25 protein-coding genes are annotated in these 25735 nt (G+C 56.5%); 18 read left to right on the plus strand and 7 right to left on the minus strand.

The genetic code is table 11. The annotated features are described in order from the left end of the window. Positions 1-551 precede the first annotated feature (551 nt). The gene (locus tag ACRC0P_RS18850; protein WP_438632850.1) at positions 552-1136 is read left to right on the plus strand and encodes an exopolysaccharide biosynthesis protein; all 585 of its coding nucleotides are present in this window, start codon (positions 552-554) and stop codon (positions 1134-1136) included. A gap of 489 nt (positions 1137-1625) precedes the next feature. On the opposite strand, the gene ACRC0P_RS18855 is transcribed toward ACRC0P_RS18850, so the two are convergent. Next, positions 1626-2144: a GDYXXLXY domain-containing protein gene (locus ACRC0P_RS18855; protein ID WP_438632851.1), complete on the minus strand. Its 519-nt coding sequence runs from the start codon at positions 2142-2144 to the stop codon at positions 1626-1628. After that, positions 2141-3448, minus strand: a complete 1308-nt coding sequence (locus ACRC0P_RS18860; protein ID WP_438632852.1) for a DUF2157 domain-containing protein — start codon at positions 3446-3448, stop codon at positions 2141-2143. The genes ACRC0P_RS18855 and ACRC0P_RS18860 overlap by 4 nt, the downstream gene beginning before the upstream one ends. A 238-nt stretch (positions 3449-3686) precedes the next feature. On the opposite strand from ACRC0P_RS18860, the gene ahpC reads away from it, so the two are divergent. From ahpC to ACRC0P_RS18880, 4 genes are all read left to right on the plus strand, one after another. Continuing rightward, the gene (gene ahpC / locus ACRC0P_RS18865; protein WP_438632853.1) at positions 3687-4253 is read left to right on the plus strand and encodes an alkyl hydroperoxide reductase subunit C; all 567 of its coding nucleotides are present in this window, start codon (positions 3687-3689) and stop codon (positions 4251-4253) included. Between the two features lie 271 nt (positions 4254-4524). Then, positions 4525-6126, plus strand: a complete 1602-nt coding sequence (ahpF, locus tag ACRC0P_RS18870) for an alkyl hydroperoxide reductase subunit F (protein ID WP_438632854.1) — start codon at positions 4525-4527, stop codon at positions 6124-6126. A 384-nt stretch (positions 6127-6510) separates the two neighbouring features. After that, positions 6511-6954: a hypothetical protein gene (locus ACRC0P_RS18875; protein ID WP_438632855.1), complete on the plus strand. Its 444-nt coding sequence runs from the start codon at positions 6511-6513 to the stop codon at positions 6952-6954. A gap of 96 nt (positions 6955-7050) precedes the next feature. Next, a complete protein-coding gene (locus ACRC0P_RS18880) occupies positions 7051-7464 on the plus strand; it encodes a hypothetical protein (protein WP_438632856.1) in 414 nt (137 codons plus the stop codon). Between the two features lie 225 nt (positions 7465-7689). Here the strand turns inward: ACRC0P_RS18880 and ACRC0P_RS18885 are convergent, their stop codons facing one another. Further along, positions 7690-8679, minus strand: coding sequence for a transposase (locus ACRC0P_RS18885; RefSeq protein ID WP_438632857.1), 990 nt, complete (start codon positions 8677-8679; stop codon positions 7690-7692). Between the two features lie 457 nt (positions 8680-9136). Between ACRC0P_RS18885 and ACRC0P_RS18890 the strand changes: the two genes are divergently transcribed. The 3 genes from ACRC0P_RS18890 (at position 9137) to ACRC0P_RS18900 (ending at position 10761) form a co-directional block, all read left to right on the plus strand. Then, positions 9137-9784 carry a hypothetical protein gene (locus tag ACRC0P_RS18890; RefSeq protein WP_438632858.1) on the plus strand — a complete coding sequence of 216 codons (648 nt, stop codon included), beginning with the start codon at positions 9137-9139 and terminating at the stop codon, positions 9782-9784. Between the two features lie 326 nt (positions 9785-10110). Continuing rightward, positions 10111-10461: a hypothetical protein gene (locus ACRC0P_RS18895; RefSeq protein WP_438632859.1), complete on the plus strand. Its 351-nt coding sequence runs from the start codon at positions 10111-10113 to the stop codon at positions 10459-10461. 102 nt (positions 10462-10563) lie between these two features. Beyond that, positions 10564-10761 carry a hypothetical protein gene (locus ACRC0P_RS18900; RefSeq protein ID WP_438632860.1) on the plus strand — a complete coding sequence of 66 codons (198 nt, stop codon included), beginning with the start codon at positions 10564-10566 and terminating at the stop codon, positions 10759-10761. A gap of 324 nt (positions 10762-11085) precedes the next feature. On the opposite strand, the gene ACRC0P_RS18905 is transcribed toward ACRC0P_RS18900, so the two are convergent. After that, entirely contained in the window at positions 11086-11523 is a 438-nt protein-coding gene (locus ACRC0P_RS18905; RefSeq protein WP_438632861.1) for a YybH family protein, read from the minus strand. Positions 11524-12374: 851 nt separating this feature from the next. Here ACRC0P_RS18905 and ACRC0P_RS18910 point away from each other — a divergent pair. Further along, positions 12375-14828 carry a GDSL-type esterase/lipase family protein gene (locus tag ACRC0P_RS18910; RefSeq protein WP_438632862.1) on the plus strand — a complete coding sequence of 818 codons (2454 nt, stop codon included), beginning with the start codon at positions 12375-12377 and terminating at the stop codon, positions 14826-14828. A gap of 223 nt (positions 14829-15051) precedes the next feature. Beyond that, positions 15052-15483 carry a pyrimidine dimer DNA glycosylase/endonuclease V gene (locus tag ACRC0P_RS18915; RefSeq protein ID WP_438632863.1) on the plus strand — a complete coding sequence of 144 codons (432 nt, stop codon included), beginning with the start codon at positions 15052-15054 and terminating at the stop codon, positions 15481-15483. A 266-nt stretch (positions 15484-15749) separates the two neighbouring features. Here the strand turns inward: ACRC0P_RS18915 and ACRC0P_RS18920 are convergent, their stop codons facing one another. After that, positions 15750-16211 carry a YybH family protein gene (locus ACRC0P_RS18920; protein ID WP_438632864.1) on the minus strand — a complete coding sequence of 154 codons (462 nt, stop codon included), beginning with the start codon at positions 16209-16211 and terminating at the stop codon, positions 15750-15752. 12 nt (positions 16212-16223) lie between these two features. Continuing rightward, a complete protein-coding gene (locus ACRC0P_RS18925; RefSeq protein WP_438632865.1) occupies positions 16224-16643 on the minus strand; it encodes a hypothetical protein in 420 nt (139 codons plus the stop codon). 85 nt (positions 16644-16728) lie between these two features. On the opposite strand from ACRC0P_RS18925, the gene creB reads away from it, so the two are divergent. The 4 genes from creB (at position 16729) to ACRC0P_RS18945 (ending at position 20865) form a co-directional block, all read left to right on the plus strand. Beyond that, positions 16729-17403, plus strand: a complete 675-nt coding sequence (creB, locus tag ACRC0P_RS18930; protein ID WP_438632866.1) for a two-component system response regulator CreB — start codon at positions 16729-16731, stop codon at positions 17401-17403. Continuing rightward, positions 17400-18821 carry a two-component system sensor histidine kinase CreC gene (creC, locus tag ACRC0P_RS18935; protein WP_438632867.1) on the plus strand — a complete coding sequence of 474 codons (1422 nt, stop codon included), beginning with the start codon at positions 17400-17402 and terminating at the stop codon, positions 18819-18821. Before creB ends, creC begins: the two co-directional genes overlap by 4 nt. A 181-nt stretch (positions 18822-19002) precedes the next feature. Then, the gene (gene creD / locus ACRC0P_RS18940) at positions 19003-20352 is read left to right on the plus strand and encodes a cell envelope integrity protein CreD (RefSeq protein ID WP_438632868.1); all 1350 of its coding nucleotides are present in this window, start codon (positions 19003-19005) and stop codon (positions 20350-20352) included. A gap of 126 nt (positions 20353-20478) precedes the next feature. Next, complete coding sequence (locus ACRC0P_RS18945; protein ID WP_438632869.1) at positions 20479-20865, plus strand: VanZ family protein; 387 nt, start codon at positions 20479-20481, stop codon at positions 20863-20865. A 337-nt stretch (positions 20866-21202) separates the two neighbouring features. On the opposite strand, the gene ACRC0P_RS18950 is transcribed toward ACRC0P_RS18945, so the two are convergent. Continuing rightward, complete coding sequence (locus tag ACRC0P_RS18950; protein ID WP_438632870.1) at positions 21203-22306, minus strand: citrate/2-methylcitrate synthase; 1104 nt, start codon at positions 22304-22306, stop codon at positions 21203-21205. A gap of 100 nt (positions 22307-22406) precedes the next feature. Here ACRC0P_RS18950 and ACRC0P_RS18955 point away from each other — a divergent pair, with 100 nt between their 5' ends. The 4 genes from ACRC0P_RS18955 (at position 22407) to ACRC0P_RS18970 (ending at position 25597) form a co-directional block, all read left to right on the plus strand. Further along, positions 22407-23315, plus strand: a complete 909-nt coding sequence (locus ACRC0P_RS18955; protein WP_438632871.1) for a LysR family transcriptional regulator — start codon at positions 22407-22409, stop codon at positions 23313-23315. Between the two features lie 200 nt (positions 23316-23515). Then, positions 23516-24667 carry a glycoside hydrolase family 88/105 protein gene (locus tag ACRC0P_RS18960; RefSeq protein ID WP_438632872.1) on the plus strand — a complete coding sequence of 384 codons (1152 nt, stop codon included), beginning with the start codon at positions 23516-23518 and terminating at the stop codon, positions 24665-24667. Positions 24668-24762: 95 nt separating this feature from the next. Beyond that, on the plus strand, positions 24763-25113 hold the full coding sequence (locus ACRC0P_RS18965; protein WP_438632873.1) for a DUF488 domain-containing protein: 351 nt from the start codon (positions 24763-24765) through the stop codon (positions 25111-25113). Between the two features lie 28 nt (positions 25114-25141). Then, positions 25142-25597 carry a GNAT family N-acetyltransferase gene (locus ACRC0P_RS18970; RefSeq protein WP_438632874.1) on the plus strand — a complete coding sequence of 152 codons (456 nt, stop codon included), beginning with the start codon at positions 25142-25144 and terminating at the stop codon, positions 25595-25597. Positions 25598-25735 lie beyond the last annotated feature (138 nt).

The following is a 25735-nucleotide window of genomic DNA, read 5'->3' on the forward strand; positions in this document are numbered from 1 at the left end:
TCCCTACGGGTGAGTAGTTACCTCGGGGCTTAACTTAGTGCCATTCGGACCGGAGTCTTTGTGATTGACGGAATACCATTGTGATCCGCCCTTTCACCATTCTCGTTCCGCTTTTGTTGCTGCTCGGCTGCCAGCGCCCCCACCGAGAAAGAAGTGGCGGACAATATACGTTGGATACTGTCCCCTGCAGATTCTGCCGGTTTCAATCGGCAACGGAAAGCCGACCACACCCGCACCCTGACAATTTCCCAGACCGGCGATTACACTCTGAAGGCGGAGGCATCCTCCTGGTGCGGCGCGGAGGTACGGGTCACGCCGGAAAAAATCGGTATCAAAGTAAGGACCTAGGGAACCTCTGAATATCGCCATCCCGGCGAAGGCCGGAATCCAGGGCCCGTTGATTCCGCTGGACTCCGGCCTTCCCGTTTTGCCCGCCAACCTCCATACTCCAAATAACTGTAGCGGACGGCTCCCTCGCGGGGGCCGCTAGTCACTTTTCCGGGATAGATTCTGCAACGGCCGCAACCCTTTACTGCGTAGAAAATTCTGCCATGCCGTATGAATTCACCAGCCTGCAGCAGTTGCTCGACCATATCGCCAAGACCGCCCGGCACCGCAAGCGGGTATCCCTGGATATGGTGATCAGGGCAATCGGGCAGCGTTCTTTCGCTCCTTTGCTGCTGCTGGTAGGTATTATTCTGTTTTCGCCCCTCAGCGGTATTCCGGGGGTTCCCACCACCATGGCTATTTTGGTGCTATTGGTTGCCGTTCAGCTGCTGCTGGGGCGCAAATACTTCTGGATGCCACAGTGGTTACTCCACCGATCCATATCCAAGACCAAACTGATCAAGGCATTGCATTGGCTACGACCTCCCGCACGGGTTATTGACCGCTGGCTGCGCCCCCGCCTGAGATTATTGGTACAGCGCACAGGCACCTATGTTATCGCGACAATCTGTGTCGTTATCGCCCTGGCGCTACCGATTATGGAGGTGGTGCCCTTTTCGGCAACCGCCGGAGGGCTGGCACTGACAGCTTTTGGTCTGGCACTGGTCGCCCAAGATGGATTGTTGGCTGCGCTTGCCTTTATATTTACTGCGGCCACTTTTGGGCTGGTTATCTTTGCCCTCATTTGACAGTGCTCGATCAATCTACCGATTTAGGCCGGTTTTCGACCATGTGCAGTCGAAGTTTGCCAAGGAGTTCCGCGGTCCCGAGACCTTGTCTGCCGGAAATTAATGATGGGCACGCCTTTGCCCATTTTGTAGGAGCGGCCGTTGGCCGCGATCGGGCGGTGCTACGTAGTGAGGATTGATCGCGGCCAGCGGCCGCTCCTACACAGGCAATAGACGAGCCTGCGCCGGTATGACGATATGCATTTATCCCCGGCTCAGTCTGCTTCCAGCACAACAAAGCGACACTCCTCGCCCCCTCCCCTATCGGCACAGACTTCAAAGCGATCCCCCAGCGCGGTAAACAGGTGGGCACCGTGTCAGCACGGCATTATTGACATGACCGCATGTCAAAAAAACATTCGCGCCAACCGCCCATTGGCTCTGGTTTCGCTCCGCTGCCGTGATGAGAAGCCAATCCGCGGTGAAAATCTACACCGCGGTCGCCAGCGCTCACTGAGCGACAACACCCTGCAACCGCGCCTTTCCGCCACCCGACACCTTCACCACCGCCACCCCGCCATCGACCAGTTCCTTCTCCAACGCCAGGGCCTTTTCCTTGGGGGCAAACAAAGCCTCGATACCGTATTTGATCCGCACCGATCCCCCCGGTCCTTCGAACCAGCGGTCGGCCACGCGGCCGCGCAGGAACAGCCCGGATTGCGGCTTTTGCAGGCTCACTCCGGAAAGTTCGTACAGATCGTTTTTTCCCGGCTCCAGGGACACATAGACCACCTCGCCGTTGCGCAGCCTTTTGCCGGGAGGAAACAGGCTCGCATCCACCCGGGAAATTGTATATTCCAACCGGGCGTAATTGCCGCGGAACAGGGAACGCGGGTCCACGGGCACGGTTTTCAGTTTTACTTCGGTGCCCGTCCACAGCGGCATCTGCGCGCTCACATACATGCCGGTGAGGATGACAAACTGAAAGGCAATGGCGGCGATCAGGCCGATCACTATTTTCTTCTTCATACCGCGCCCTCCCGCGAATGGAACCTTCGCCAATACCTGGCCGCCGCCAGCAGCAATACCGCGAACAGCAGAAAGACCGCCGCACCACCGATATAGTCGCCGATCAGGTCGATATAGCGCATCAGCGCGGTCAGCAGTATCGCGGTCACGCCGAGAAAAAAGTAATGGGAAATACCGCTGTGAATCCCCCGCACAATCAGCCAGATACCCATGCCGATCAGCGCGACGTTGTAAACCAGCTGAAAGTAAACCGCGTGCTCCTCATTGCCCAGCAGAATCGCCATCAGCAGCGAGAGAAAATAGAAAGCCAGCAGCCCCGCGGTGGCCCGCAAGCGCCCTCCCCCGGCGGCGAATACCAGCGCGATGGCGGCGAGCAGGGCCGACGCTGCCGTCATCGGCAGCCAGTAGCGCCACTCCGCCTCGATCAGTTCCTCCCAGGGGCCGGCAAAACTCAACACCAGCATCAACACCAACCCGAAACGCAGGCTCCAGATCGACAGCACCGCGCCGTAGTCCCGAGCCACCGCCGAGGTGCGCGCGGCCAGCCAGTGGCCGAGGGCGTAGAGAGCGATAAACAGGGCCACGCCCACCGCCAGGTTTTCCGCGCGGAATTCGAAATGGCCCGAATCCCGCCACCAGGCCGCCAGCGAATACTCCGTCCAGAAACCGATACCGGCCACCACCAGCAACAACAGCAGAATGCTCTCCCGCCCGCGCCACAGCACCCACAGGAACGCGGCAATAAATAGAGGGAAGAGCGTCGGGTAAAAACCGAGGGAAACTTCCAGGAAAAACCACACCAAAGCCAGCACACCGGCCTGCAGCGCCAGCCAGGGATTGCGCAGCAGCACCGCAAAGGGCAGGCAGCCCAGGGCCCACCAGAAGACCCCGTCCGGCATATGCTCGCCCAGGTGGTAGATCTGCGCGATCAGGATAATAGAGGCACCGAAGAAGAGATTGCCCAGCAGGAAGATCCCCGTGGCACCGCTTTCGTCTCCCGACAGATAGCGCCGCAACGCCAATCCCTGGGTGGCCACCGTAATCGCGATCAGCCCCCACATGCGCAGGGCGCGGGGAATCTCCTCCCAGTTGGCGCCGATCAGGGTGATCAGCGCCAGACCGATAAACAGATAGCCCAGGCCCGTCAGTACGCTGTAGCCCAGGGAGCGCCCCTGCGTCTGCTCGAAGTCCGCGCCGTAGCGGGTGCAAATCCGCTCCGCCTGCTCGCGGCTGACAATCCCCTCCGCCACCCAGTCGGCGGTCTCCCGGGCCAGGTCGTTCTTCAACAGCCGAATCAGCCGCATCCCTCTCCCCTCTTCTCTTTATTGTCCCGGGAACCGGCTCCCCGGCCATAGCAGCCGAGTATCCGGAAAGGTTTGGCGCAAAGCAATCCATGACCCCTGGCTATGAATAACCAGTCAGTGATCAGGCGGGACTATTAGACCTATTGAAATAGATTATTTTTATCAATGACTATCAACCCATAGTATATCTCTCGTCCAAGACAACTTCTGAACCCAAGACAGTCAACGAGGAGCAATCATGTCTCACTACATCAACACCGAACTCAAGCCCTTCCAGGCCAAAGCTTACCTGAACGGCGAGTTTATCGAACTCTGCGACGCCGACTTGAAAGGCAAGTGGTCCGTGGTCTTCTTCTACCCGGCGGACTTCACCTTCGTGTGCCCCACCGAGTTGGGCGACCTGGCGGACAACTACGCCGAGTTCAAGAAGATGGGCGTGGAGATCTACTCCGTATCCACCGACACCCACTTCACCCACAAAGCGTGGCACGACTCCTCCGACACCATCGGCAAGATCCATTACCCGATGATCGGCGACCCCACCGGCACCATCAGCCGTAACTTCGGGGTGATGATCGAGGAAGAAGGCATCGCCGACCGCGGCACCTTCGTGATCGACCCCGACGGCAAGATCCAGATCGTCGAGATCACCGCCGGCGGTATCGGCCGCGACGCCAGCGAACTGCTGCGCAAGATCAAAGCCGCCCAATACGTCGCCGCCCACCCCGGCGAAGTCTGCCCGGCCAAATGGAAAGAAGGCGAAGCAACCCTCGCCCCGTCCCTCGACCTGGTCGGCAAAATCTAAGCCCCCCGGGACCGCGGAGCTCCAGCTCCGCAAACGGGCCGCCCCTGGGAACGCCGAGCTCCAGCTCGGCAACCGGGCCAAAGGCCCGCTCCACCCCCGGGACCGCGGAGCTCCAGCTCCGCAAGCGGGCCGCCCCTGGGAACGCCGAGCTCCAGCTCGGCAACCGAGCCGAAAGGCCCGCCAACTGAAACCGTGAATTGGGACCACCATCCCCATTTGGCCCGCCCCCAAGCGGGCCCTTTTTAACCCCAAAGAACCACAGGACACACCGATGTTGGATGCAACCCTGAAACAGCAACTGGACACCTACCTGCAAAATATCGTCAATCCGATTGAAATCAGTGTGTCCGGCAACAGCAGCCCCAAATCCACGGAGCTGCAAACCCTGGCCGAAGAAATCACCGGCCTCTCCAGCAAAATCGCCCTCAATAGCGGCAGCGGCAAGCGCACACCCAGCATGGCCGTAGCCCCCGCGGGCGAACAACCGCGAGTCAGCTTCGCCGGCATTCCCCTGGGCCACGAATTCACCTCCCTGGTACTCGCCCTGCTCCAGGCCGGCGGCCACCCCTCCAAGGCCGACCCGGAACAGCTGGAACAAATCCGCAATCTCCAGGGCGAATACCATTTCGAAACCTACATCTCGCTGTCCTGCCAGAACTGCCCGGACGTGGTCCAGGCCCTGAACCTGATGGCGACTTTGAACCCGAACATCACCCACGAAATGATCGACGGCGCCCTCTTCCAGAACGAAGTGGAACAGCGCCAGGTAATGGCGGTACCCTCGGTCTACCTGAACGGCGAACACTTCGCCCAGGGCCGCATGACCCTGGAGGAAATCATCGGCAAACTGGACACCGGCGCCGCCGAGCGCAAGGTCGCCGAATTGAATGAAAAGGAACCCTACGACCTGCTGGTGGTCGGCGGCGGCCCCGCCGGCGCCGCCGCGGCCATCTACGCCGCGCGCAAAGGCATTCGCACCGGCCTGGTGGCCGAGCGCTTCGGCGGCCAGGTGATGGAGACCGTAGGTATCGAGAACTTTATCTCCGTGCCCTACACCGAAGGCCCCAAACTCGCCGCCAGCCTGGAACAGCACGTCAAGGAATACGGCGTGGACATCATCACCGACCAGCGCGCCGCCAACCTGACGCGCAAACAACTGGTGGAACTGGAACTGCAGAGCGGCGCCACCCTCTCCAGCCGCTCCGTAGTCCTCGCCACCGGCGCCCGCTGGAGACAACTGGGCGTGCCCGGAGAAGAAAAGTACCGCACCAAGGGCGTAGCCTATTGTCCCCACTGCGACGGCCCCTTCTTCAAAGGCAAACACGTGGCGGTGATCGGCGGCGGCAACTCCGGTATCGAAGCAGCCATCGACCTGGCGGGCATCGTCAAGCACGTCACCGTACTGGAATTCGCCGACACCCTGCGCGCCGACGACGTACTGGTGCGCAAGGCCAGATCAATGGACAACCTGGATATCATCACCAACGCCCAGACGACGGAAATAGTCGGCGACGGCAACAAGGTGAATGGTCTCGCTTACACCGACCGGGAAACCGGTGAAAGCAAACAACTGGAACTGGCTGGCGTATTCGTCCAGATAGGCCTGGTGCCCAACACCGAATGGCTCAAGGAAAGCGAAGTGGAACTCAACCGCATAGGCGAGATCCTGATCGACGAGCGCGGCGCCACCTCCCTCCCCGGCGTCTACGCTGCCGGTGATGCCACCACTGTGCCTTACAAGCAGATTGTTATCTCCATGGGTGCTGGGGCTACGGCGGCGCTGGGGGCTTTTGACTATCTGATTCGTTCCTCGGTAGCCGACGAGGCAGTGCAGAAAGAACTCGAGCCCCAGATGCTGGCAGCCAGCGCTTAACTTACTGATACCAACCTCAAAAAGTGGCCGGAAGATTTCCGGCCACTTTTTGATCATCTGGCACAGGGCAAATACGCCCCTTTCCTTCCTCGCGCCTCCCCACTTCCCTGGAAAAGTGATCATCGAGGCCGATATCTCTGCCTGCAAGCTAAAATCGACTGAAGGTCTCGTAGAAACAACAGGTTAGCTGCTATGCAAAAAAGGGGGATATGAGCCTCGATAAACGTTTTCACCAAAGTGAACAAACGTACCACTTTATCTTCAGGCTTGACCGGATGAGGCTTTCGAAGCATTCTTGCCTAAAAGTACCAATTGAGATATGAGGCAAGAGATATTGGCCTTTGTGATCACTATATAAAAGTTAGCGATAAGGGAAGGACTGGTGTGGATACAAGCCTAATTGATTCTATTGACTGGCAAAATTTAGAGCATGCTTACGGGCCGGCAATAGATGCACCAAAAGAATTAGCTAATCTTGTTAGTGGTGATGAGGATGATCGAGATGATGCGGTAAATGGCTTTCTATATAGCTCCGCTTACCATCAAGGAACCGTATACTCTTGTACTGCGAGCGTTGTACGTTGTGTTATACACATAATTAAAAATGAAGATGTATATTCGTTTGAAACCATAGGTGCACCTTTAATTCGGGAATTATTGTGTTTTATAAGCATTTGCGCTCACACTTGGAGATTTGAGCCAGAAACAGGTGCGGCAGCGTTTGAGGGCTGTGATGTGTACAAGGATTATCTAGATCACCCTGACAGTAAAACAGCGGGTTATGCAAAAGAGCTTACCGATTTTTGTAGTACTTATGAAAATAGCTAACAGGTAATCCACGGGACTTCTCTGAGAGGGTGTTCAAAATTCGCTGACGCTAGCCCGTGATTTTTACGTTAAATTTACACAATGAATAAACTCCATATGTATGATGAGCTCCAAGAATTACTAGGTGATTTATGTGTGGATTATGGCTTTTGTCTATCTACGCCGTTCTGGGAGGCTATGGCATCGAAAAAGCGCTACACAGCGAATGAGTTCGTTACTGATATTTTTATTGCAGATAAAACTGGCCCTAAAGATCAAGAAATTTATAGTCCCATCATCAAGAAATTGTTTGTTGAGAAATTCGGCACCGAAGTTAATGTGTGGAATCGCCGTTTCCAAACAGCACGTCGAAAACACCCATCTAGAATTGAGAAAGATGTCGTGCTATTGGATTTTGCACGAACTGAACGCATTATTACCAATAAAAACCCTAGAGCTGGTCAGCTCAGAGCTAGGTATAAGGGTATTCATATGCTCAAGGAGGCCAAGAGTAGAAAGTGCTTTAAGTAGTATTCAGCAATAAGAAGTAATAAGAAGTAAAAAAGTAAAAAGGACAGCCGTAAATAGAAAAATCGGAAGGTATACCGATGATGTTTAGGATTGAAAAATCTTTCGAACGTTAGCGGCTGCTTATTGGCAAAATGAGGTAGATGTGAGCCCCTGTCAGCCGCTTTAAGGCCAAAGAACCCCTCGCAGTTGAGCTGCGCCGGTACTCTTTAAAAGGAAGGCAAAGAATCAGGAGGTGGGCGACGGAGAGAAAAATCGCTCACACTCGCGAACTCCCTGTGCCCAGTGTTTACCGAGCTGTTCGCAGGCGGAGCGTATCGATTGGGCGGAGCCAACCAGAGACCTAAAGCGGCTTTCGAAGTTCCGGCTCAGGTAGAGCCAGTTTCTCGGGTCGATTTGCAACCGCTCCAGGATGGGCGGTAGGCGGTCGGAAATGGCTCCATGTTTGTCCTCGCGAAGAGCGCGTCCGGTCCAGTCTACCAGCGCCAGGTAGTCCTCGAGCCGCAGGGGTATGCCCTCGGGCATGGGCTCTCGCGGATTACCGGCGAAAGGGAAGAGTGACTGTGGTTGCTCACCTTGCTTGGCGGCTGCGATGCGCCGCTTGACCGAGGTATGCGCGGATTCCTCCGGAGTCTCCGCCATTTGCGCACGAATCGGGTTCAGGTCCACATAGGCCAGACAAGCCACCAGCGCCCGCTCGTCCAGCAACGCCTGGGACTTGAAACGGCCTTCCCAGAAACGGCCGGTGCACTGGTCCTCCCGGTTGGCCTCCCGAGCAATGGACTCATTCATCATGCGCATAAACCAGCTGACATCCGCAAGCCTTGAGCGCCAGGTCTCCGCAACTTCCGCAAGCCGGGCCAATTCTGCCGAATTCAGGGCTTCACCGCGAACAAAGCGTTGGGAGAGCACAGAACCCTTGCACAGCTGGTGCCAGCGCTCAGTCAGCTCGCGCAAATCCCAGCCTGCTGCCCGCTGTCGATCGATATGCAGCACAACATGGTAGTGGTTGCTCATCACCGCATATCCGCAGACATCCAGGGCGAACACCTGGGCCAGTGCCAGCAACCGGTCCTCAATCCACTGGCGGCGATGCTCGAAGCTCTGTCCTGTACGCTCATCCCGCCCACACAGGAAGGCACGGCGCACACAGCGGGAGACGCAGTGGTAGTAGGGTGTGGTGTCTGGGCAGATAAGAGCTTTGCGTGGCACGGTCATTTTCTGCTGGCTCATGAGCCTGGATGTATAACCAGTATTTTGCGCAAATGACGATATGATGCAATAGAAGTGGCGCGAAAAGCTCTTTGCTTGCTGGGTGTCCTCTAGAGTTTCGCTGGGTGTCCCTAGAGTTTCGCTGGGTGTCCTAGAGTTTCGCTGGGTGTCCTAGAGTTTCGCTGGGTGTCCTAGAGTTCCCCTTCCTAGAGTTCCCCTTCCTAGAGTTCCCCTCCTGAAGTACCCACTGCGTTTCGGTTTGCTAGAGCGCAGAGTGTTGAGTACACTTTTTAATTTAAGGAGGAAATAATGGTATTTTAACAGTACAACCAAATCAAGTTGGTGGCTATATTTAACTTAACAAGTGGCCATTTTAATTATTCGATCGCTCACCAAAAAGGAATTAAGTATGCGCATCCCTAGCAGAATGATAACCAATTTCAGCTCTGGCCGAGCCAATAGAATGAACACCAAGTTCAAATTTAGACGGAGCATAAGTACTCTATCTTTTAAGCAGCATGAAGATGTGATCAAAAAATTCAAGTCATTCTCCAAAAAACAAGGTGCCGTGGATTGTCACTTTGTGACCAATAAATTCTTACTTGCTGATAAACCATTATACAACGAAAACTGGTGGCGAAGGATTATATATGGCAATAATGGAACAACGCATATTCCCAAAAAAATAACATCAGGATTAATCACACCAGATGATATAATTGGAGCTTGGAAGGAATACGGCCAAGTCAAATTACATGCAAAACACATTACTGTCACTCCCGATTCCAGTCTAAATGGCAAGGGTACAAGATTCAGTGAAGACAGCTTTCATTGTATAAATATAGTGAAGATTTTTAGCATTAATCGAAAACCGTACACTCTCTCTTATGACCCAGAAGCCAACTGTGGTTTGTCTGACATTGAAAGGATAAACTCTATTAATCCAGCGTGTTATGAGATGTCAGAGCTAACAACAGAAACAACAGAAAGAATCCAGTCTCTATGTGCAATGTATAGAATCGACGACTTATATTCACTCCTTCGCAAGGCAGATACCATAACCCACCCTGATAGCGGCCTATATGTAGCAAAAGAAAAACATTGGCTCTAATCCGACGAAGACACGGAATCTATTTCATAGCCAATGTGCGAGTGGCTGGTGAGCGGAGCATGGCCAGTCACTCCCTAAGAAGCTATACGACGGTGAAGATCATGAGCTTGCAAACAACTGCAAGATCCCGGATTGGCAAGGGCACATCCCTGAAGCGCTTAAAGCCATGAAGGATGGCCTTGAACGACGTGAGCAACTGCGGGCTGAACCAATTGACGACTGAACATGGCTGTCAACTAACTCGCTGTCAACTAACTCGCGGATAAATTAGTCAGGCCACCGGTGATGATCCAGGTGACCCGTGATTGCTGGCATGAGGCATGAAGATGAAGACACAGTTGGAAACTACGCTCCATAAAATGAAAGAAGGCTTGTTCTCCACGGAAACCAAGCGGTGGCGCAAAGTTATTACGGTTATTTTCTATTCAGTCATTTGTGTGCTGCCAGTTATAGCATTTTCTTTAATCGTGGTATTTGAGCCAGGGTATGACCAATGGAAAGCCTTTCTTTTCATGTCTATCCTTTGGGTGTGCGCCGAACTGGTAGTAGTCTGGTACATTTACTACTCGGACAACATGCCAGCATTTGCAAGAGGGGCAATTCAACTGAACGTCCTCATTGCTAACGTTTGGTTTGGCCTATTCATTTTTTCACTGAACCCAAGCGGACCACTATAAAATCACACCGAGTCGCGCCAACCGCCTCCGGCTTCATCGTCTCACCAGCGGAGCATTAAATGCACTAAGCATGAGTGTTTACGAAAAAAATAGGGTTAAGGTATGTCGATTAATCCTGGAAACGTCGGTCACAACCCCAATCTGCACCTGCAGTCCGACGCACTCGCGGCGTGGTACGGCAGTGTCGGCGTCTTCGTCTGGAACCCGAAAGTGGACGGTGTCGGCGAAGTGATCGTCGTCATGATCAATGCCATGACCCGCACCGAGGCGTTTCCGGTGGAAATCGTGGTTTGGGAGTAGCTACCCTCCCCTCTCCCACTGCGGGGGAGGGGCCGGTGGAGGGGGCGCTGACCGGCTCCCCCTCTCCCTAACCCTCTCCCCCAAGGGGGAGAGGGGACTGTCGGGGTAGGCAGTTACGTTTGGGATAAACAAGGTGAGTGGCGGGAAAACCAGACCGTGCCGCAATTCAAAGCCCGGCCCGGCGCCCACCTGCCCTCGCAACGAGGACGGCAGAGAATATCGATTCTGGAAAATTCTCAGCACTATCACGTGGCTACACCCGCCATGCACGGGCTATAAATTCTACTCGGTCCTCCGGGGAGGTTAGCGGGGCCGACCTGCCAATCAGGCGTGGCGGGCGGTACCGGCGACTTGAATCCAGCCGGGCAAGACATCGGCATGGTGGACGATCATCTTCCACTCGCCATCCTCGCGCCGAAATACAGAAGTCTCCCTGATTTCCTGCTCAATACCGACACCTTCGGGATCGGTTAGGACGCCTCTCTCCAGGGATTGTACAACCGCCATGTCCCCCTCGATGATGACGTGGTTTTCTACACCCTCAACGTAACCGCCTCGGGTCAACTCTGCCTGAGCCTGCCAGTCCCTCCAGGTTTCGTCCCAGCCAACGCGTAAACCGCCTTCGGCAGACATGTAGGAAACATCATTGGCGTGGGAATAGACTTCGGCGAAAGGTTCCGGATCACCCTCCAACATAGCGTTCAAAGCAAGGAACCAAGCCTTATGTGCAGCCAGCACAGCCGCTTTGTCATCTGTATGCATGAGAGCCCCCTCCATGGCGCCCCAATACTTATTTATCGGTCAAACAAGGTCTGACGATCACAGCTATCATAGTTCATCGACTTCACTTGCCTCTCCCCAACAGGCGATTTTTGCCGCGCAGCCAGGCCTGTCAAGTAAAGATTGCGCCACCTACGTACAAACCTGGTAAAAATATTCGCTCCGGCTCAAAGTTGGACGACAGTATTGTGCCCTTATCGCTGAAAATGCTCTATAATTTATATGATTAATAACAGCTTTTGCTTCTGCCTCCACTGCGAGGCGGGGTGAGAATATAAAATATAAAAAGTGACGGTTGATAGCGATGACAAGGAAACCAAGCCGCGGCCTCCGCATGAGAGGACGGCCGCCAAATATCCACATTCCACAGTCGTATTGGGTAAGTGATATCTGTCACAAATCAGCGGGCAGTATCTCCCATCTTGTTTATCTTATTCCCCTTCTCACCTGTGTTTTACAGGCATTATCCCTATCTGGAACGATAGGGCCCACTCTAATGAAATTGGAGCGGAGCTGTTTGCGCAGTAACTACTTACCCATAGGAAACCTGCATTGACTTAAGCGAGCCACCCTGTAGGAGCGGCATGTCGGATGGCCGACCCGCCACTCCTACAGGGGTAAGCAGTTACTTTGCGCAAGTGATTGTTAGTGAAATTCGCCAACAAAATATTGGTATCACTGACTACTTGCGCAATCCATAACGTGAACTTAAGCGAAGCCAACCGGGCCCATGGCCCACTAGTGGAGAATTTATCATGATAGACATAAAGCGAAGCTTGGCTGTAATACTTCTATGCCTTGCGTGGCAGACGGTATACGGCGCCCAGGGTTCCATGACCATCACCAACGACTGGAGCTCGGGCTTCCAGGCCGAGGTCACTGTTACCAACGACGGCTCCACCACGCTGTCGAACTGGACAGCCGAGTTCGACATGCCCATTGCAATCGACAGCATCTGGAACGGCGAGGTGCAATCCAGCGACGATGGGCACTTCGCGATTGGACCGGCAGGCTGGAACACCGAGATCGCACCGGGCGGTTCGACTTCCTTTGGATTCACCGCGACACCGGGCAACGTATCGGCGGCGAGCGTGACGGTTAGAGGCGACGGGGGGACGGGTTCCAGTTCGTCGAGTTCGAGCAGTTCGTCCTCGAGCGGCGGATGCGCCCCAACGGTGATAACGCCTTACATGAGTGTGGATGGCGGCAGCTGGCAGCAAACGGCCAGCGCAAGCATCTCCGCCGGCGGTAGCGTGCGACTTGGCCCGCATCCGACTTCGGGCTCCTGGAGTTGGAACGGCTGCGGCACCTCAGGTTCGTCGCGGGAGCAGACGGTATCCCCCGACTCTTCCTGCACCGCCACGGCGACCTACACCAACAGCTGCGGCGCCCAAAGCACGCAAGACTTTTCGCTGACAGTAGAGAACAGCCAAGGTACGGAAATCGTAATTGAGGAAAACACCACCGGATTCTGCCAGGTCGACGGCTCGGTCGACAACAACAATGACGGCTTTACCGGCACTGGTTTTGCCAACACCGACAACGCCACAGGCAAAGGGGTCAACTGGCAAATCGAGGTCAGCCAGGCGGGCACCTACAGTCTGCAGTGGCGCTATGCCAATGGTGGCGCGAATGGACGCCCTGGCGATCTACTGATTGACGGCCAAGCGCAGTTTTACGGCGTGGCGTTTGCGGTAACCGATGGCTGGACAAGCTGGGCAAACAGCGAGGCGATTGAGCTGTGGCTTGAACAGGGTACCCACACGATCCGTCTGCAAGCCACCACCGCCGATGGCCTTGGCAATATTGATTCCTTGAGCATCACCGGAGACGGCAACGTCAGTGGCATTGAGTGTGGGGGCAGCGACGCCATTACCCTCTGGATGGCTGGCGATTCCACCGTGATGAATGGCGGGTCCTCCTGCCCGCACGGGTGGGGTCGCGACTTTGCAAGTTACTTTAACAACAATGTCAGCGTGCGAAACCTGGCAGTCGGTGGGCGTAGTGTTCGCACCTGGCTTTACGACGTTCAATCCAGTGTTGGCAGTGATGGGGAGTGTATTTTAAATACCGACTCCAGCGGGAATCCGATCCTGCAAAACCGATGGCAAACCACGCTGTCCGGCATGAAAAGCGGTGACTATTTATTCATCCAGTTTGGCATTAATGATGGCTCCAGAACCTGTCCGCGGCACGTCGGTTCGGAGGCTTTCATGCAGGCTTATCAAATGATGGCTGAAGCTGCTCGGGCAAGAGGTGCAACGCCGATATTTATCACACCGGTATCAGCGATCCGTTGTTCTGGCAGCACGGCTGTGGCAACACGCGGATTTTTATCAGAAACTATTAATTTAGGTGCCAATCTTGGTGTACCCGTCATTGACCTGCACCAACGCAGTATTCAGCTGTATAACGAGCGGGGTTTCTGCCCGATTCCGGGTGGTGGAGATGTGTCGGAAAGTACTGGCGGAGCGGTCGGCGCGTTCTTCTGTAACGATCACACCCATTTCGACACAAGTGGAGCCTATGATATAGCTGCTCTCGTGGTGCAAGGCCTCCGCGATCTGAATATTCCTTTGGCCCAACACCTGAAAGTTGATACCTCGACCCCGGTAAATGTTTTCCTGGCAGGCGATTCCATCGTTTCTAGTTATACCGATACTCCAAGCCCTAATGATATCGCGGGCTGGGGCCAAATGTTGCCAGAACAGTACAACGCCAATGTCAATGTCTATAACCACGCAGTTGGGGGGCGTACTGCACGTCGTTTCATTGACGAAGGACGCCTCGATGCCATTTGGGCAGAGGCCAACGCAGGCGACTATTTGTTGTTACAGTTCGGTACCAATGATAGCCACAGAACCGCGACCTATACTATCAATGGACAAACTATTCCCTACTATCTGGATCCGGATACCGATTTTAAATCCTACTTGTCGCAATACATAAGCGGTGCCCGTGCACGAGGAATTAACCTGGGCTTCGTCACGCCAACCCCCAGAAATTCCGCGTATTGTACTGGTGGAAACGGCACCGGCCGGTGGGCGCAAGCAATGCGGGAGCTCGCATCTGCCGAAGGTATACCCCTGATCGATTTGAATCGAAAAACAGTGGACCATTTAACGGCAATTTGTCCGGCGCCAACGCCAGAGGATTTCTTTTTTGTGCGCTCTGACGGCTCCGTCGACGGCACACATTTCCAGGAGAATGGCGCACGTATTCTCGCGCGCTTTGTCTCGGATGGCATTGGCGAAGCGGGCATGGTATTGGACCACTATCGCAAATAGGAATCAGGAGCATAAACAGCTGCGGCTGTTTATGCTTTTGAAATGGGAGCGGAGTTGTTTTCCCGAACGATTGCCAAGGCTCCCTTCGGGCGGGCCGCTAAGCAGCCATCTGCGGCGTTGCTTTTGCTTGACGTAGAACACAACTACGCCAGCGAAAATGCACCTTGCATCTGGCCGCTTAGCGGCCCGCTGATCAATTAGTACCTTACACTAGCCCACCGCTATGCGACTGTGGTCATTGCATCCGAAATATCTGGACCGGCAGGGGCTGGTAGCCTTGTGGCGGGAAGCCCTCTTGGCACAAGCCGTTCTCAGAGGCGAAACTCGCGGATACCGCAACCACCCGCAACTCGACCGATTCAGAAACCACCGCGCACCTCTCACAGCAATGTCACTCTATTTGAGCGGAATTTATTCTGAGGCGATGGTGCGTGGCTATAATTTCGATAGGAGCAAGTTCCGGATCGTTCGCAAGCACCTCACCCTTCCGGTAACATCCGGACAGCTGGAGTACGAATGGCATCATCTGATGGAGAAGCTTCGCACCCGAAGCCCCGAGACGTACCAAATGTGGCGAAAGACGAAATCTCCCGAAGCCCACCCACTGATGGAAGTGTACCAGGGAGACGTTGAACCCTGGGAGCGTAAAACGTAAACATGGGAGCGACTAATTTGGCCATCCGAGCGGGCGCTAAGCCTTCTGCTTTAGTGCGCCGGCAAAACATCACGGAGGTTCTTACCCTGTCTGCTACGCCATCGGCATTCCGTGAACGGCGGCCGGTGCCTACCTGCCCTCGCAACAATAACGGCCACGAGAATAGCGATTCCGGGAAATTCTCAGCGCCATCAATGCCCGCCAAGTGCGGGCTATAAATTCTACTCGGCCTCCGCGGACATCAGGAGCAAGGAGGAGTCGGCCGATCAGTCAGGCTTTGCGGGCGACACCCAGGCTTTGCGGGCGACGCCGGCGACTTCAATCCAACTGGGCAGGGCATCCGCGTGGTGGGCAACCATTTTCCACTTGCCATCTTCACGCCGATATACAGAAGTTTCCCTGATTTCCTGCTCAATACCTATACCTTCGATATCGGTTATGACTCCCCTTTCCATGGATTGTACAACCGCCATGTCCCCCTGTACGATAACGTGGTTTTCCACATCCTCGACATAACCACCCCGGGTCAACTCTGCCTGAGCCTGCCAGTCCTTCCACGTTGCATCCCATCCAACGCGAAGGCCACCTCCGGCAGACATGTAGGAAACATCACCGGAATGGGAATAGAGCTCGGCAAAAGGTTCCGGATCGCCTTCCAGCAAAGCGTTCAATGCATCGAACCACCCTTTGTGCGCAGCCAATACGGCCGCTTTGTCGCCTGTGTGCATAATATCCTCGCCTTAGCGCTCTTCAATAAAATTCTGCGCGTTGATAATCGTCTTGTCACCGTGTCGGTTCACACTGCTGAATACGGAAAAATGCGCTTGCAGATCCACTTCAGAGAAGCGCTGGCGCATATCATCACTAACGGCCCAGTGCGAAATACAGGCTTTACCTTCCGGCAATTCAGGTTCCATCACCTGAGCATCGCTTGATTCTAGTCCGGTGCCCGGAACCTTTACAAACGGCACAACTTGCTCTCGCCGTAGGCGCCCGGTGCTTCCGCAAGCCGGATTGAGGAGTATCCCTTGGCCAAAGGCCGGAGGAACACAGGGCGTATCTTGCCAGGCGCCGACCGGCGGCGTAATGTGGTGCGCCAGTTGCTTGCCGAGCCAAGCCGCCGGATTGAAAAGCCTTGGGGAAGTTTGAGCCGTATGCAAGGAACCCCGTAGTGCGGCTCTCAGCTTTCCGGTGCGCGCGGCGCACCCTACCAGCGCTTTTTCCCCTGCAGACGAGATATAGCCCGTGCCTGAAATCCTGATCGTAGACGACGAACCCCGTATCGCCGAGCCCTTGATGTTTGCCCTGGAACGCGAGCACTTTGAAGTCGCCCATGTGACACTGGCCGAGCAGGCGCTGGCCGCCCTGCGACAGGAGAATTTTTCGCTGGTGGTCCTGGATGTGGGACTGCCGGATGTGAACGGCTTCGAAGTGCTCAAGGAATTGCGGCGCTTCAGCGAGGTGCCGGTGCTGTTCCTGACCGCGCGCCAGGACGAGGTGGACCGCATTCTCGGGCTGGAACTGGGCGGTGACGACTATGTCACCAAACCGTTCAGTCCCCGTGAAGTGGTGGCGCGGATCCGGGCCATCCTCAAGCGACTGCAGGGCGCGCCGTCGGCACCCACTGGCAAAAAAACGTGGGAGCTAGACGAGACCGGAGCGCGGATATTGTTCCGCGGCCAGCCGTTGGCATTGACCCATTCCGAGTTCCGCATCCTGGCGGCGCTGGTGCAGCGTCCCGGGCAGGTGTTCAGCCGGGCGCAGTTGCTGGATGTCTGCGACAGCGACGAAGACAGCTTCGAGCGCAGCGTGGATAGCCACATCAAAACCCTGCGCGCCAAGTTGCGCCCCCTGGGGGGTGACAGCCTGATCGCCACGCGCCGGGGCCTGGGTTACTACCTGGAAACGGAGTCCCCGTGAAGCTGGGCCAGCGCTTGCTGCTGTTCTACTTTTTCATTCTCGGTCTGTTGGGCTGGCTGGTGCTGGATCTGGTGTTCGGCCAGGCCAAGCCGCTGGTGCGTCAATCCGCCGAGGAAACCCTGGTGGATGCCGCTAACCTGCTGGCGGAAATCGTCGCCAGCGATACCCGACAGGGCCAGGTGGTGATCACACCCGAGCTGCGCGCCGCCCTAAACCGTTACGCCGACCGCGACCTGGATGCGGATATCTGGGGCCTGAAAAAGGCGGCCATCCATACCCACGTCTATGTCACCGGCCCCACCGGCACGGTGTTATTCGACTCCCGAGGGCGGGACGAGGGCATGGACTTTTCCCGCTGGAACGACGTATACCTGACCCTTCAGGGCCGCTACGGCGCGCGGACCACCCGTACCGATCCGGCCGATCCCGGCACCTCGGTGATGTATGTGGCCGCCCCGATCCGCCATGAAGGAAGCCTGATCGGGGTGGTAAGCCTGGGTAAACCGGGGCGCTCCATCCAGCCCTTTGTGGACCGGGCGGAACGACAACTGACCCTTTATGGGGGGCTGGTGCTGGGCGCCTGTTTGCTGGTGGGGATGTTGCTGGCCTGGTGGCTGACCCGCCGCCTGCAACGGCTGCGTCACTATGCACAGGCCGTGGCGGAGGGCGAGCGACCGGCGCCGCCGCGCTTGCGGGGCCGCGATGAAATCCGCGATCTGGCCGAAGCGGTCACCGCCATGCGCCGCCGTCTGGAAGAGCGGGCGCGACTGGAAGATAACGTCAGCCTGCTCACCCACGAAATGAAGAGCCCGCTGGCGGCAATTCGTGGTGCCGGGGAAATCCTCGCCGAGGAAGTGACGGACCCTGCTATGCACCGCTTCACCGATAACGTGATCCATGAAAGCCAGCGCCTGAGTGAACTGCTCGACCGGCTGCTGGCCATGGCCCGGCTGGAAAAGCTGGAAAGCCTGCCCGCCCGCCGGCGGCTGGCCTTGGCCCCCCTGCTGGCGGACTGGCAGCAAAGCCGCTATCCACTGCTCGCTGAAAAAAACCTCAGCGTACAGGGGCCGCAGGAGGAAACCCTGTGGGTGGAGCCGGAAACCCTGCAATTGGCCCTGTTCAACCTGCTCGACAATGCCCTGCGTTTTGCCGAACCGGGCTCTACCTTGAGTGTCACCGTCACTGATGCCGGCGGGGAACAATGCCTAGCGGTAACCAACCGGGGCCCGACTATTCCGGATTACGCGCTGGCGCGAGTCAGTGAACGCTTCTATTCCCTGCCCGCCCCGGGCCGGGAAAAAAGCTCCGGCCTGGGCCTGGCCATGGTGCGGGAAATCGCCGCTCTCCATGGGGGGCGCCTGTCGGTCGGAAACACCAGTGACGGTGTGTGCGCCAGCCTGGTTCTGCCGGCGGGTTAAGGGCCTCTGATTAACGTCATTCCGGCGCAAGCCGGAGTGGCGAAATGCATCTATTCAGCGATTCCTTAATGGTTTTCCCAGCTATCCACCACTTCCCCACACAATCCCCATAAAACCCCCAAACCGACCCGCCATGCTGGGACCTCGCGAACAACCCGTTAGAAGAAGGGAGAGGAACCCCATGCGTCAGACACTGTTTTTAAAACTGCTCACCATCGCCGGCCTAATGCTGTTGCTGGTGGCGCCCCTGTTGATGATCCAGGGCAAGGTTGCCGAGCGCAGCAACGAGGCCCGGCAGGTGAAATACCAGATCGCCCGGCAGGTCAGCGGCGAACAGACCCTCAGTGGCCCCCTGGTGGTAGTGCCCCGGGTGCGCGAACAATTGGTGGAACGTGGAGACTGCCGGCGCCAGGAGCGCTGCGCGACGGTGGAGCAGCGCTCGGTGCTGGAAAGCCAGATTCCCGACACTCTGAGCGTGGACGGCCAGTTGCAGACCGAAATGCGCTACCGGGGCATCTACGGCACCCCGGTCTATCGCAGCCTGCTCACTCTGGAAGCGGTGTTCCCCGCCAACTGGCAGGCAGTGGACGAGCCGGAGCAGGTGGTATCGTCCCGGCCGGCCCTGCTGATCATGCGCATCAGTGACCTGCGAGGCCTGGTGGAACGGCCCCAGATTCTGGTCAACGACACGCCCCTGCCGCTGGTGGAAACCGAACAACTGCCGCAGGCGCTGGGAGACTCCGTGATAGCGGTGCAGTTGCCGGCGGACCTGACCGGCGCCTTTACCGTCAAGGTGCGGCTCAATTTGAACGGCACCGACTCCCTGGCGCTGTTGCCCCTGGCCAAGGAGACGCGCCTGGGGCTGCGCGCCGACTGGCCCCATCCCAGCTTTGAAGGGCTGGTGCTGCCGGTGGACCGGGAGATCAGTGCGGAAGGCTTTACCAGCCATTGGCGCACCAACAGCCTGGCCGCCGCCAGCGCCATCCATTGCGCCCGCAACGGCCAGGCCTGCGACGACGCCGGCCAGGCCATGGGGGTACGGCTGGTACAGCCGGTCACCGGCCTGTTATCCAGCGAAAGAGCCCTGAAATACAGCTTTCTGATTGCCGGCCTCACCTTCGCCGCCTTCTTCCTGTTCGAGGTGCTGCGCCGCTATCCCCTGCACGCCATGCAGTACCTGCTGGTTGGGCTGGCACTGGCCATGTTCTACCTGCTGCTGGTGGCCCTCAGCGAGCATATCGACTTCGTATTGGCCTACCTGTCGGCGGCATTGGCCTGTTGCGGTCTGATCGGCGTCTACTTGATGGCGGTGCTGCGCTCGGCCCGGGCCGGCTGGGGCTTTGCCGGCAGTCTGCTACTGGTGCTCGGGCTGATCTACGGCATCCTGATGGCGGAAGACTATGCATTGTTGTTGGGCGCTTTGCTGTTGTTCGCGGCCCTGGCGGCAGTCATGTTGGTGACCCGAAGACTGGACTGGTACGCCTTCTCGGTACGCAGCACAGGCAAGCCCGCGTCGGACCCTGCCGGATGATCCCCCTTTAGAAACGGCGAACGGGGCGGCCGCCTGCCGCCGCCCCATGCCCGGCCCGGCGGTAACTCGACGTATACCGCAGGGCGGGATAAGACTCAAAGAATTTTCCGGGTTTTGCAAAGAATTATGCCTAAATTAACAACTGCAATGGCTACGAGTTTTTTCCTATTTATTTTATGGATTATTTACCTTGCCAATAGTGGCAGTGACAGCCTGTTTTTCGACTTTGTCAGGTCAATTCCCCACGGAGACAAGATCGGCCATTTTTTCCTCTTTGGTACACTTACCTTGACTGTCGTTGTCGCCACCCGATTTCGCTCATTTACTGTTGGCTGGCTAAATATCTATTATGGTGGAGCTCTGGTTGCGCTATTTGTTCTGGGTGAAGAAGTCAGTCAAGTGTTTATACCATTTCGAACTTTTGACCTGGCAGATCTAATCGCAGACTCTCTCGGCATATTAGTGGCAATTGGGGTTGCCTATTTAATCAGAAAATATTTAGGGAACCTCTAAAAATTGATGCTGTGGGGTGCGCCGTACGCACCGAAAAAGGCAGGAGACCGTGGCGATGCTCGGCTGGTGCGCACGGCGCACCCTACGCTCAAAAGCAGGTTCGCGGTTTTTAGAGGTGCCCTTTAATAAATCTCTGATAAGAGCGCCGAAAACGACTCCGTTTAGCTTGGCGTTGGAATTAGAAAAAAGCTCGAGTGTTTCGCAGGCCAGAAACCTTTCCGGTGGAAAAGTAATCCAACTCGGCCTGCAAGGGTGGCATCAGGATAGGGATTGATAACGCCGGCGGGACGCCGGCGAAATTCCATCGGAGTGTCGGCATTGCGTCGGCACACCCCTCTCAACGGCCGGCGTAAAGCGCGCGCGGGCGGATCAGTCGCGGGTCCCTGTTGAACTCGTGGAAGTGTGAGATCCAGCCGAACGCCCGGCTGCAGGCGAACAGGGAGGTGAAGTATCGCTCCGGAATGCCCAGCGCCAGGTAGACGGCACCTTTGTAGAATTCCAGGTTCGCGTGGATTTCCTTCCCCTTGGCACTGAAGACATCCTGGCAGGTGTCCTCCACCGCCACCAGGGTTTCCATCAGTGTCTGCCATTCGGTGCCTTCGCAGAACTGTCGGGCCATGGGTTTGAGGATGGCGGCGCGGGGATCGAGGCGTTTGTATTCGCGGTGCCCCATGCCCATGATCTTGACCTTGTTGGCCAGGGCGTCGCGCACCCAGCCGTCGGCTTTTTCGGGGCTGCCGATCTCGCGCGCCATCATCACCGCCGCTTCGTCGGCACCGCCGTGAAGCGGACCGGACAGGGCCCCCAGGCTGCCGGCGACGCTGGCGGACAGGCTGGCGCCGGTGCTGGCGATGACCCGTCCGGCGAAGGTGCCGGCGTTGAAGCTGTGGTCCAGCTGCAGGATCTGGGTAGTGTTGATGGCCTGCAGGGCCTGTTCACCGGGCGCGGTGCCGTTGATGCCGTAAAGCAGTTTTTCCAGGAAACCCAGGCCGGCGGGTACGGCGAAGACGTCGCCATTCTGGCTCAGGTTGTGCCATACCCGAACGGCGGCATTGATGCGAGCGGCCAGAACCATGCCGGGCACCCACTGCCCGTCCAGCCAAGCCGGCGGTTGTCGGGCCGGGGTCAGGTCGGCGATGGGCGCCAGGGCCTGCAGCACCGCCATCGGGTGGATGTCGCGGGGCAGTTGTTCCAGCACCCCGGCCTCGACTGCGCTCAGTTCGGATTCGTCGGCCAGCCAGCGGTCCAGTTCCCGGCACTGCTCCGCATCCAGCCACTCACCGGTCATCAGCCAGTTGATTACGGCGGGAAAGTCCCGCTCAACCAGTGCCTCGATGGGCTCGCCGCGATAGGTCAGCCGGCCGATATCGCCTTCGACGTTGGACAGTTCCGTCTCACCTACGACAACGCCTTCCAAACCTGCGTTGATTTCCTCGGTCATGACAATCTCCTCACGCTGTGTTTGTGACGGCGCTATTAAAAAGGTGAGAGCGCTGTTAATCTAATTAAACTTTATAAACGAATGATTAGTAGGGCTTATCATGCGTCTGGAAAGCGGTGAAATGCGTATCTTCCACTCCGTGGCCCGCTCCGGTGGCTTTCGCGCCGCGGCCCAGGAGCTCCACCTCACCCAGTCGGCGGTCAGCCAGGCCGTCAAGCAATTGGAAGTGAAGCTGAACCAGCCGCTGTTGATCCGCGACCGACCGGTGCGCCTGACCCAGGCCGGCCGCCGCCTCTACCGTTACGTGGACGACCAGTTGCAGCAGGAGCAGGCGGTGCTGGGAGACCTGTCGCGGCTGGCGCGCGGGTTGGACCAGCAGTTGAGCGTGGCCATCGACAGCACCAACAACCGCTTCGCCGGGGCGGATTTGATCCATACCTTTATCGGCCGCTGGCCGGAAGCCAGGCTGCGGCTGGTCGAGCAGCCATCCCGCGCCATCGTGCAGGCGGTGATGAGCGGCGAGGTCGAGCTGGGGCTCGGCCCCTTCCAGACACGGATGGACCGCTTCAGTACCGCTCCGCTGTACAACGAACACCGCCTGCTGATGATCAGCCCCGAGCACCCACTCCACCGCGCCGAGATGACCGCCAAGGATCTGCAGCGCATCCCCCTGGTGGTGTCCTCGCTGGACGAACCGGACCAGCGGCCTTACCAGGAAAAGCTGCGCGATAACTTCCGCATGATCTGGCAGATCAGCAGCCTTAACGTGCGCCTGAACCTTATCGACCGGGGCCTGGCCGTGGGTTACATCAGCACGGAGGTGACGCGGCAGTTGCCGCACATCCAGCATTTCCGGGCGCTGAATGAATTCGACTTCGCCCGTATCGAACGCCAGGTGGGTTTGTTTTATCGCAAGGACCGGGATTTGAGCCCGGTAGCCCAGGATTTCATTGAGGTATGCCGGCGCTACTGGGCCGACGAGGCAGGCGCTCCAGGCGGGATCCGTTAAACTACTCTTCCTGATTCTTGCGCGCTTGTAACAGCATTCTGTTTCAGCAAAATTGCTCTACGGACCAAAACATCCTCATCTTGGCCATTATTTAGGCTAATTCTTTGTATAACTGGCACCCTTTACAATATTATTTATATGATTTATTGTTGGCAACTGATCGTTTGTCTCATAAAAATCGGCACCAGAGCTGAAACAACATGAATAGAAATACCCTTCGCAACCTGCTCGCTGTGCTCTCCCTTCTCTTTATCGCCAGCAGTTGTGCAACGCGAAGCCATCAATCTATACAGTCCCTGCCCGGTCCATCTGAAGTGTTGGAACAGCTGACCCGCACCAATGATTACTGGCAGACCCAAAATCCGGAACCCGGTTGGGCATTCTGGGAGCACGCGGCCTACCACACCGGCAACATGGAGGCCTACTTCGTCAGTGGCAATCAAGCCTATCTTGACTATTCCCTGCGTTGGGGTGAGCGCAATCAGTGGATGGGTGCCAAATCGGATAACCGCGCGGAGTGGCAATACAGCTACGGCGAAACCGATGAACATGTTCTATTCGGCGACTGGCAAATTTGTTTTCAAACCTATATTGATCTTTATCAAATTACCGGCGACAGACAGAAAATCGCCCGCGCATTGGAAGTCATGGAATATCAAATGGCCACCGATGCGGTTGACTACTGGTGGTGGGCCGACGGCCTCTATATGGTGATGCCGGTAATGACAAAACTGTACCAAGTGACCGGCGACGAAATCTACCTGGAAAAATTACACGAATACTTCACCTACGCCAAAAGCATTATGTACGATGAGGAAACCGGCCTGTTTTTTCGCGACGCGAAATATGTTTACCCCGCGCATAAAAGTTTAAACGGTCGCAAAGACTTTTGGGCCCGGGGAGACGGCTGGGTATTTGCCGGCCTGGCGAAAGTCCTGGCCGATCTACCCAAAGATAACAAACACCGCGACGAATATATTGCCATTTATCAAAAAATGGCCGCTACCCTGGCCGGCGCACAGCAACCCGGTGGCTACTGGACGCGCAGCCTGCTCGATCCGGAACACGCACCCGGTTACGAAACCAGCGGCACTGCATTTTTTACCTACGGATACTTATGGGGCATAAATAACGGCTATCTCGATAAGGAAACTTATCTACCCCTTGTGTTGAAGTCCTGGGGGTACCTTACCGAAACAGCACTCCAGAAAAACGGAAAACTCGGCTACGTTCAGCCAATTGGCGAAAGGGCTATTCCCGGCCAAGTGGTAGATGCAGACTCCACCGCTAACTTTGGTGTCGGAGCTTTCCTGCTCGCGGCCTCGGAAATGTATCGTTTGGTAAAAGAATAACCTGTCATCTACGCCACGCAAAGCAGCACAGCGACGGGCCCACAGAAACCCGGTGCCACGACTATTCTGTTTACACCACAACAGGAGAGTCCCTTATGTCCATTACCGTTAAAAGAGTCTATGAAAAGCCGAAATCCGGAGAAGGAATGAGAATCCTGGTGGACCGCCTGTGGCCCAGGGGCCTGTCGAGGGACAAGGCAGATATCGACCTCTGGGTCAAGGATCTCGCCCCCTCCGATGAACTCCGGCGCTGGTACCAACACGATCCGGAGAAGTGGCCTGAGTTCAAGAAGCGATATTTTTCCGAACTCGACAATAGTCGTGAATCGGTCGATGAACTGGTCGATAACATAAAGTTCAGGAAAGCGGTATTCCTGTTCAGCTCGAAGGAAACGCACTACAACAATGCCGCCGCGTTGAAAGAGTATATCGAGTCTATCCTCTAGCGCACTTTGATAGAAAAGTTCAGCCTGTATGAAAATCAAAGTAGATGACCTGAGTGGCCCGGAAGTGGCCGAGCTATTGAGCGAGCACCTGCGGGGCATGGCCCGGCATTCTCCCCCGGAAAGTATCCACGCACTGGACCTGGAGGCGTTGCGCCGGCCGGAAATCACTTTCTGGAGTGCCTGGGATGGCGCCGAACTGATGGGCTGCGGGGCATTGAAGGCACTGGATACCCGGCATGCGGAAATAAAATCCATGCGCACCGCATCGGCACACCTGAGGAAAGGTGTCGCACGGCGACTGCTGCATCACATACTCGGCCAGGCCCGCAGTCGCGGCTACCGGCGCCTGAGCCTGGAGACAGGCTCGATGGCCGCCTTCGAGCCGGCGAGAAGACTCTACGCCAGTTTCGGATTTGAATACTGCGAACCCTTTGCCGACTACCGGGAAGATCCGAACAGTGTGTTTATGACCAGAAAACTGTAAACGGCTGGCGGCACATTCCGGTCCTGACCGAATGGTATAAGTTAAGCCCCGAGCTGCTCCTGCCCCTGAGGATTGCGCTGTAGGAGCCTGCTTGCAGGCGAACATTCCCGGTGCCTTACCGCGACCTCAATTCGCCTG

It is taken from the genome of Microbulbifer sp. (genome assembly GCF_051659245.1).
In the GTDB taxonomy this organism is placed as follows: domain Bacteria; phylum Pseudomonadota; class Gammaproteobacteria; order Pseudomonadales; family Cellvibrionaceae; genus Microbulbifer.

What these genes read in the sequence shown, in the direction of transcription:
- ACRC0P_RS18960 (WP_438632872.1), top strand. Translation starts at nt 23,516, where the DNA reads ATGAATAGAAATACCCTTCGCAACCTGCTCGCTGTGCTCTCCCTTCTC.
- ahpC (WP_438632853.1), top strand. Translation starts at nt 3,687, where the DNA reads ATGTCTCACTACATCAACACCGAACTCAAGCCCTTCCAGGCCAAAGCT.
- ACRC0P_RS18905 (WP_438632861.1), bottom strand. Translation starts at nt 11,523, where the DNA reads ATGCATACAGATGACAAAGCGGCTGTGCTGGCTGCACATAAGGCTTGG.
- ACRC0P_RS18880 (WP_438632856.1), top strand. Translation starts at nt 7,051, where the DNA reads ATGTATGATGAGCTCCAAGAATTACTAGGTGATTTATGTGTGGATTAT.
- ahpF (WP_438632854.1), top strand. Translation starts at nt 4,525, where the DNA reads ATGTTGGATGCAACCCTGAAACAGCAACTGGACACCTACCTGCAAAAT.
- ACRC0P_RS18885 (WP_438632857.1), bottom strand. Translation starts at nt 8,679, where the DNA reads ATGACCGTGCCACGCAAAGCTCTTATCTGCCCAGACACCACACCCTAC.
- ACRC0P_RS18920 (WP_438632864.1), bottom strand. Translation starts at nt 16,211, where the DNA reads ATGCACACAGGCGACAAAGCGGCCGTATTGGCTGCGCACAAAGGGTGG.
- ACRC0P_RS18850 (WP_438632850.1), top strand. Translation starts at nt 552, where the DNA reads ATGCCGTATGAATTCACCAGCCTGCAGCAGTTGCTCGACCATATCGCC.
- ACRC0P_RS18915 (WP_438632863.1), top strand. Translation starts at nt 15,052, where the DNA reads ATGCGACTGTGGTCATTGCATCCGAAATATCTGGACCGGCAGGGGCTG.
- creD (WP_438632868.1), top strand. Translation starts at nt 19,003, where the DNA reads ATGCGTCAGACACTGTTTTTAAAACTGCTCACCATCGCCGGCCTAATG.
- ACRC0P_RS18955 (WP_438632871.1), top strand. Translation starts at nt 22,407, where the DNA reads ATGCGTCTGGAAAGCGGTGAAATGCGTATCTTCCACTCCGTGGCCCGC.
- ACRC0P_RS18965 (WP_438632873.1), top strand. Translation starts at nt 24,763, where the DNA reads ATGTCCATTACCGTTAAAAGAGTCTATGAAAAGCCGAAATCCGGAGAA.
- ACRC0P_RS18900 (WP_438632860.1), top strand. Translation starts at nt 10,564, where the DNA reads ATGTCGATTAATCCTGGAAACGTCGGTCACAACCCCAATCTGCACCTG.
- ACRC0P_RS18895 (WP_438632859.1), top strand. Translation starts at nt 10,111, where the DNA reads ATGAAGACACAGTTGGAAACTACGCTCCATAAAATGAAAGAAGGCTTG.
- ACRC0P_RS18910 (WP_438632862.1), top strand. Translation starts at nt 12,375, where the DNA reads ATGACCATCACCAACGACTGGAGCTCGGGCTTCCAGGCCGAGGTCACT.
- ACRC0P_RS18970 (WP_438632874.1), top strand. Translation starts at nt 25,142, where the DNA reads ATGAAAATCAAAGTAGATGACCTGAGTGGCCCGGAAGTGGCCGAGCTA.
- ACRC0P_RS18950 (WP_438632870.1), bottom strand. Translation starts at nt 22,306, where the DNA reads ATGACCGAGGAAATCAACGCAGGTTTGGAAGGCGTTGTCGTAGGTGAG.
- ACRC0P_RS18890 (WP_438632858.1), top strand. Translation starts at nt 9,137, where the DNA reads ATGAACACCAAGTTCAAATTTAGACGGAGCATAAGTACTCTATCTTTT.
- ACRC0P_RS18855 (WP_438632851.1), bottom strand. Translation starts at nt 2,144, where the DNA reads ATGAAGAAGAAAATAGTGATCGGCCTGATCGCCGCCATTGCCTTTCAG.
- ACRC0P_RS18945 (WP_438632869.1), top strand. Translation starts at nt 20,479, where the DNA reads ATGCCTAAATTAACAACTGCAATGGCTACGAGTTTTTTCCTATTTATT.
- ACRC0P_RS18860 (WP_438632852.1), bottom strand. Translation starts at nt 3,448, where the DNA reads ATGCGGCTGATTCGGCTGTTGAAGAACGACCTGGCCCGGGAGACCGCC.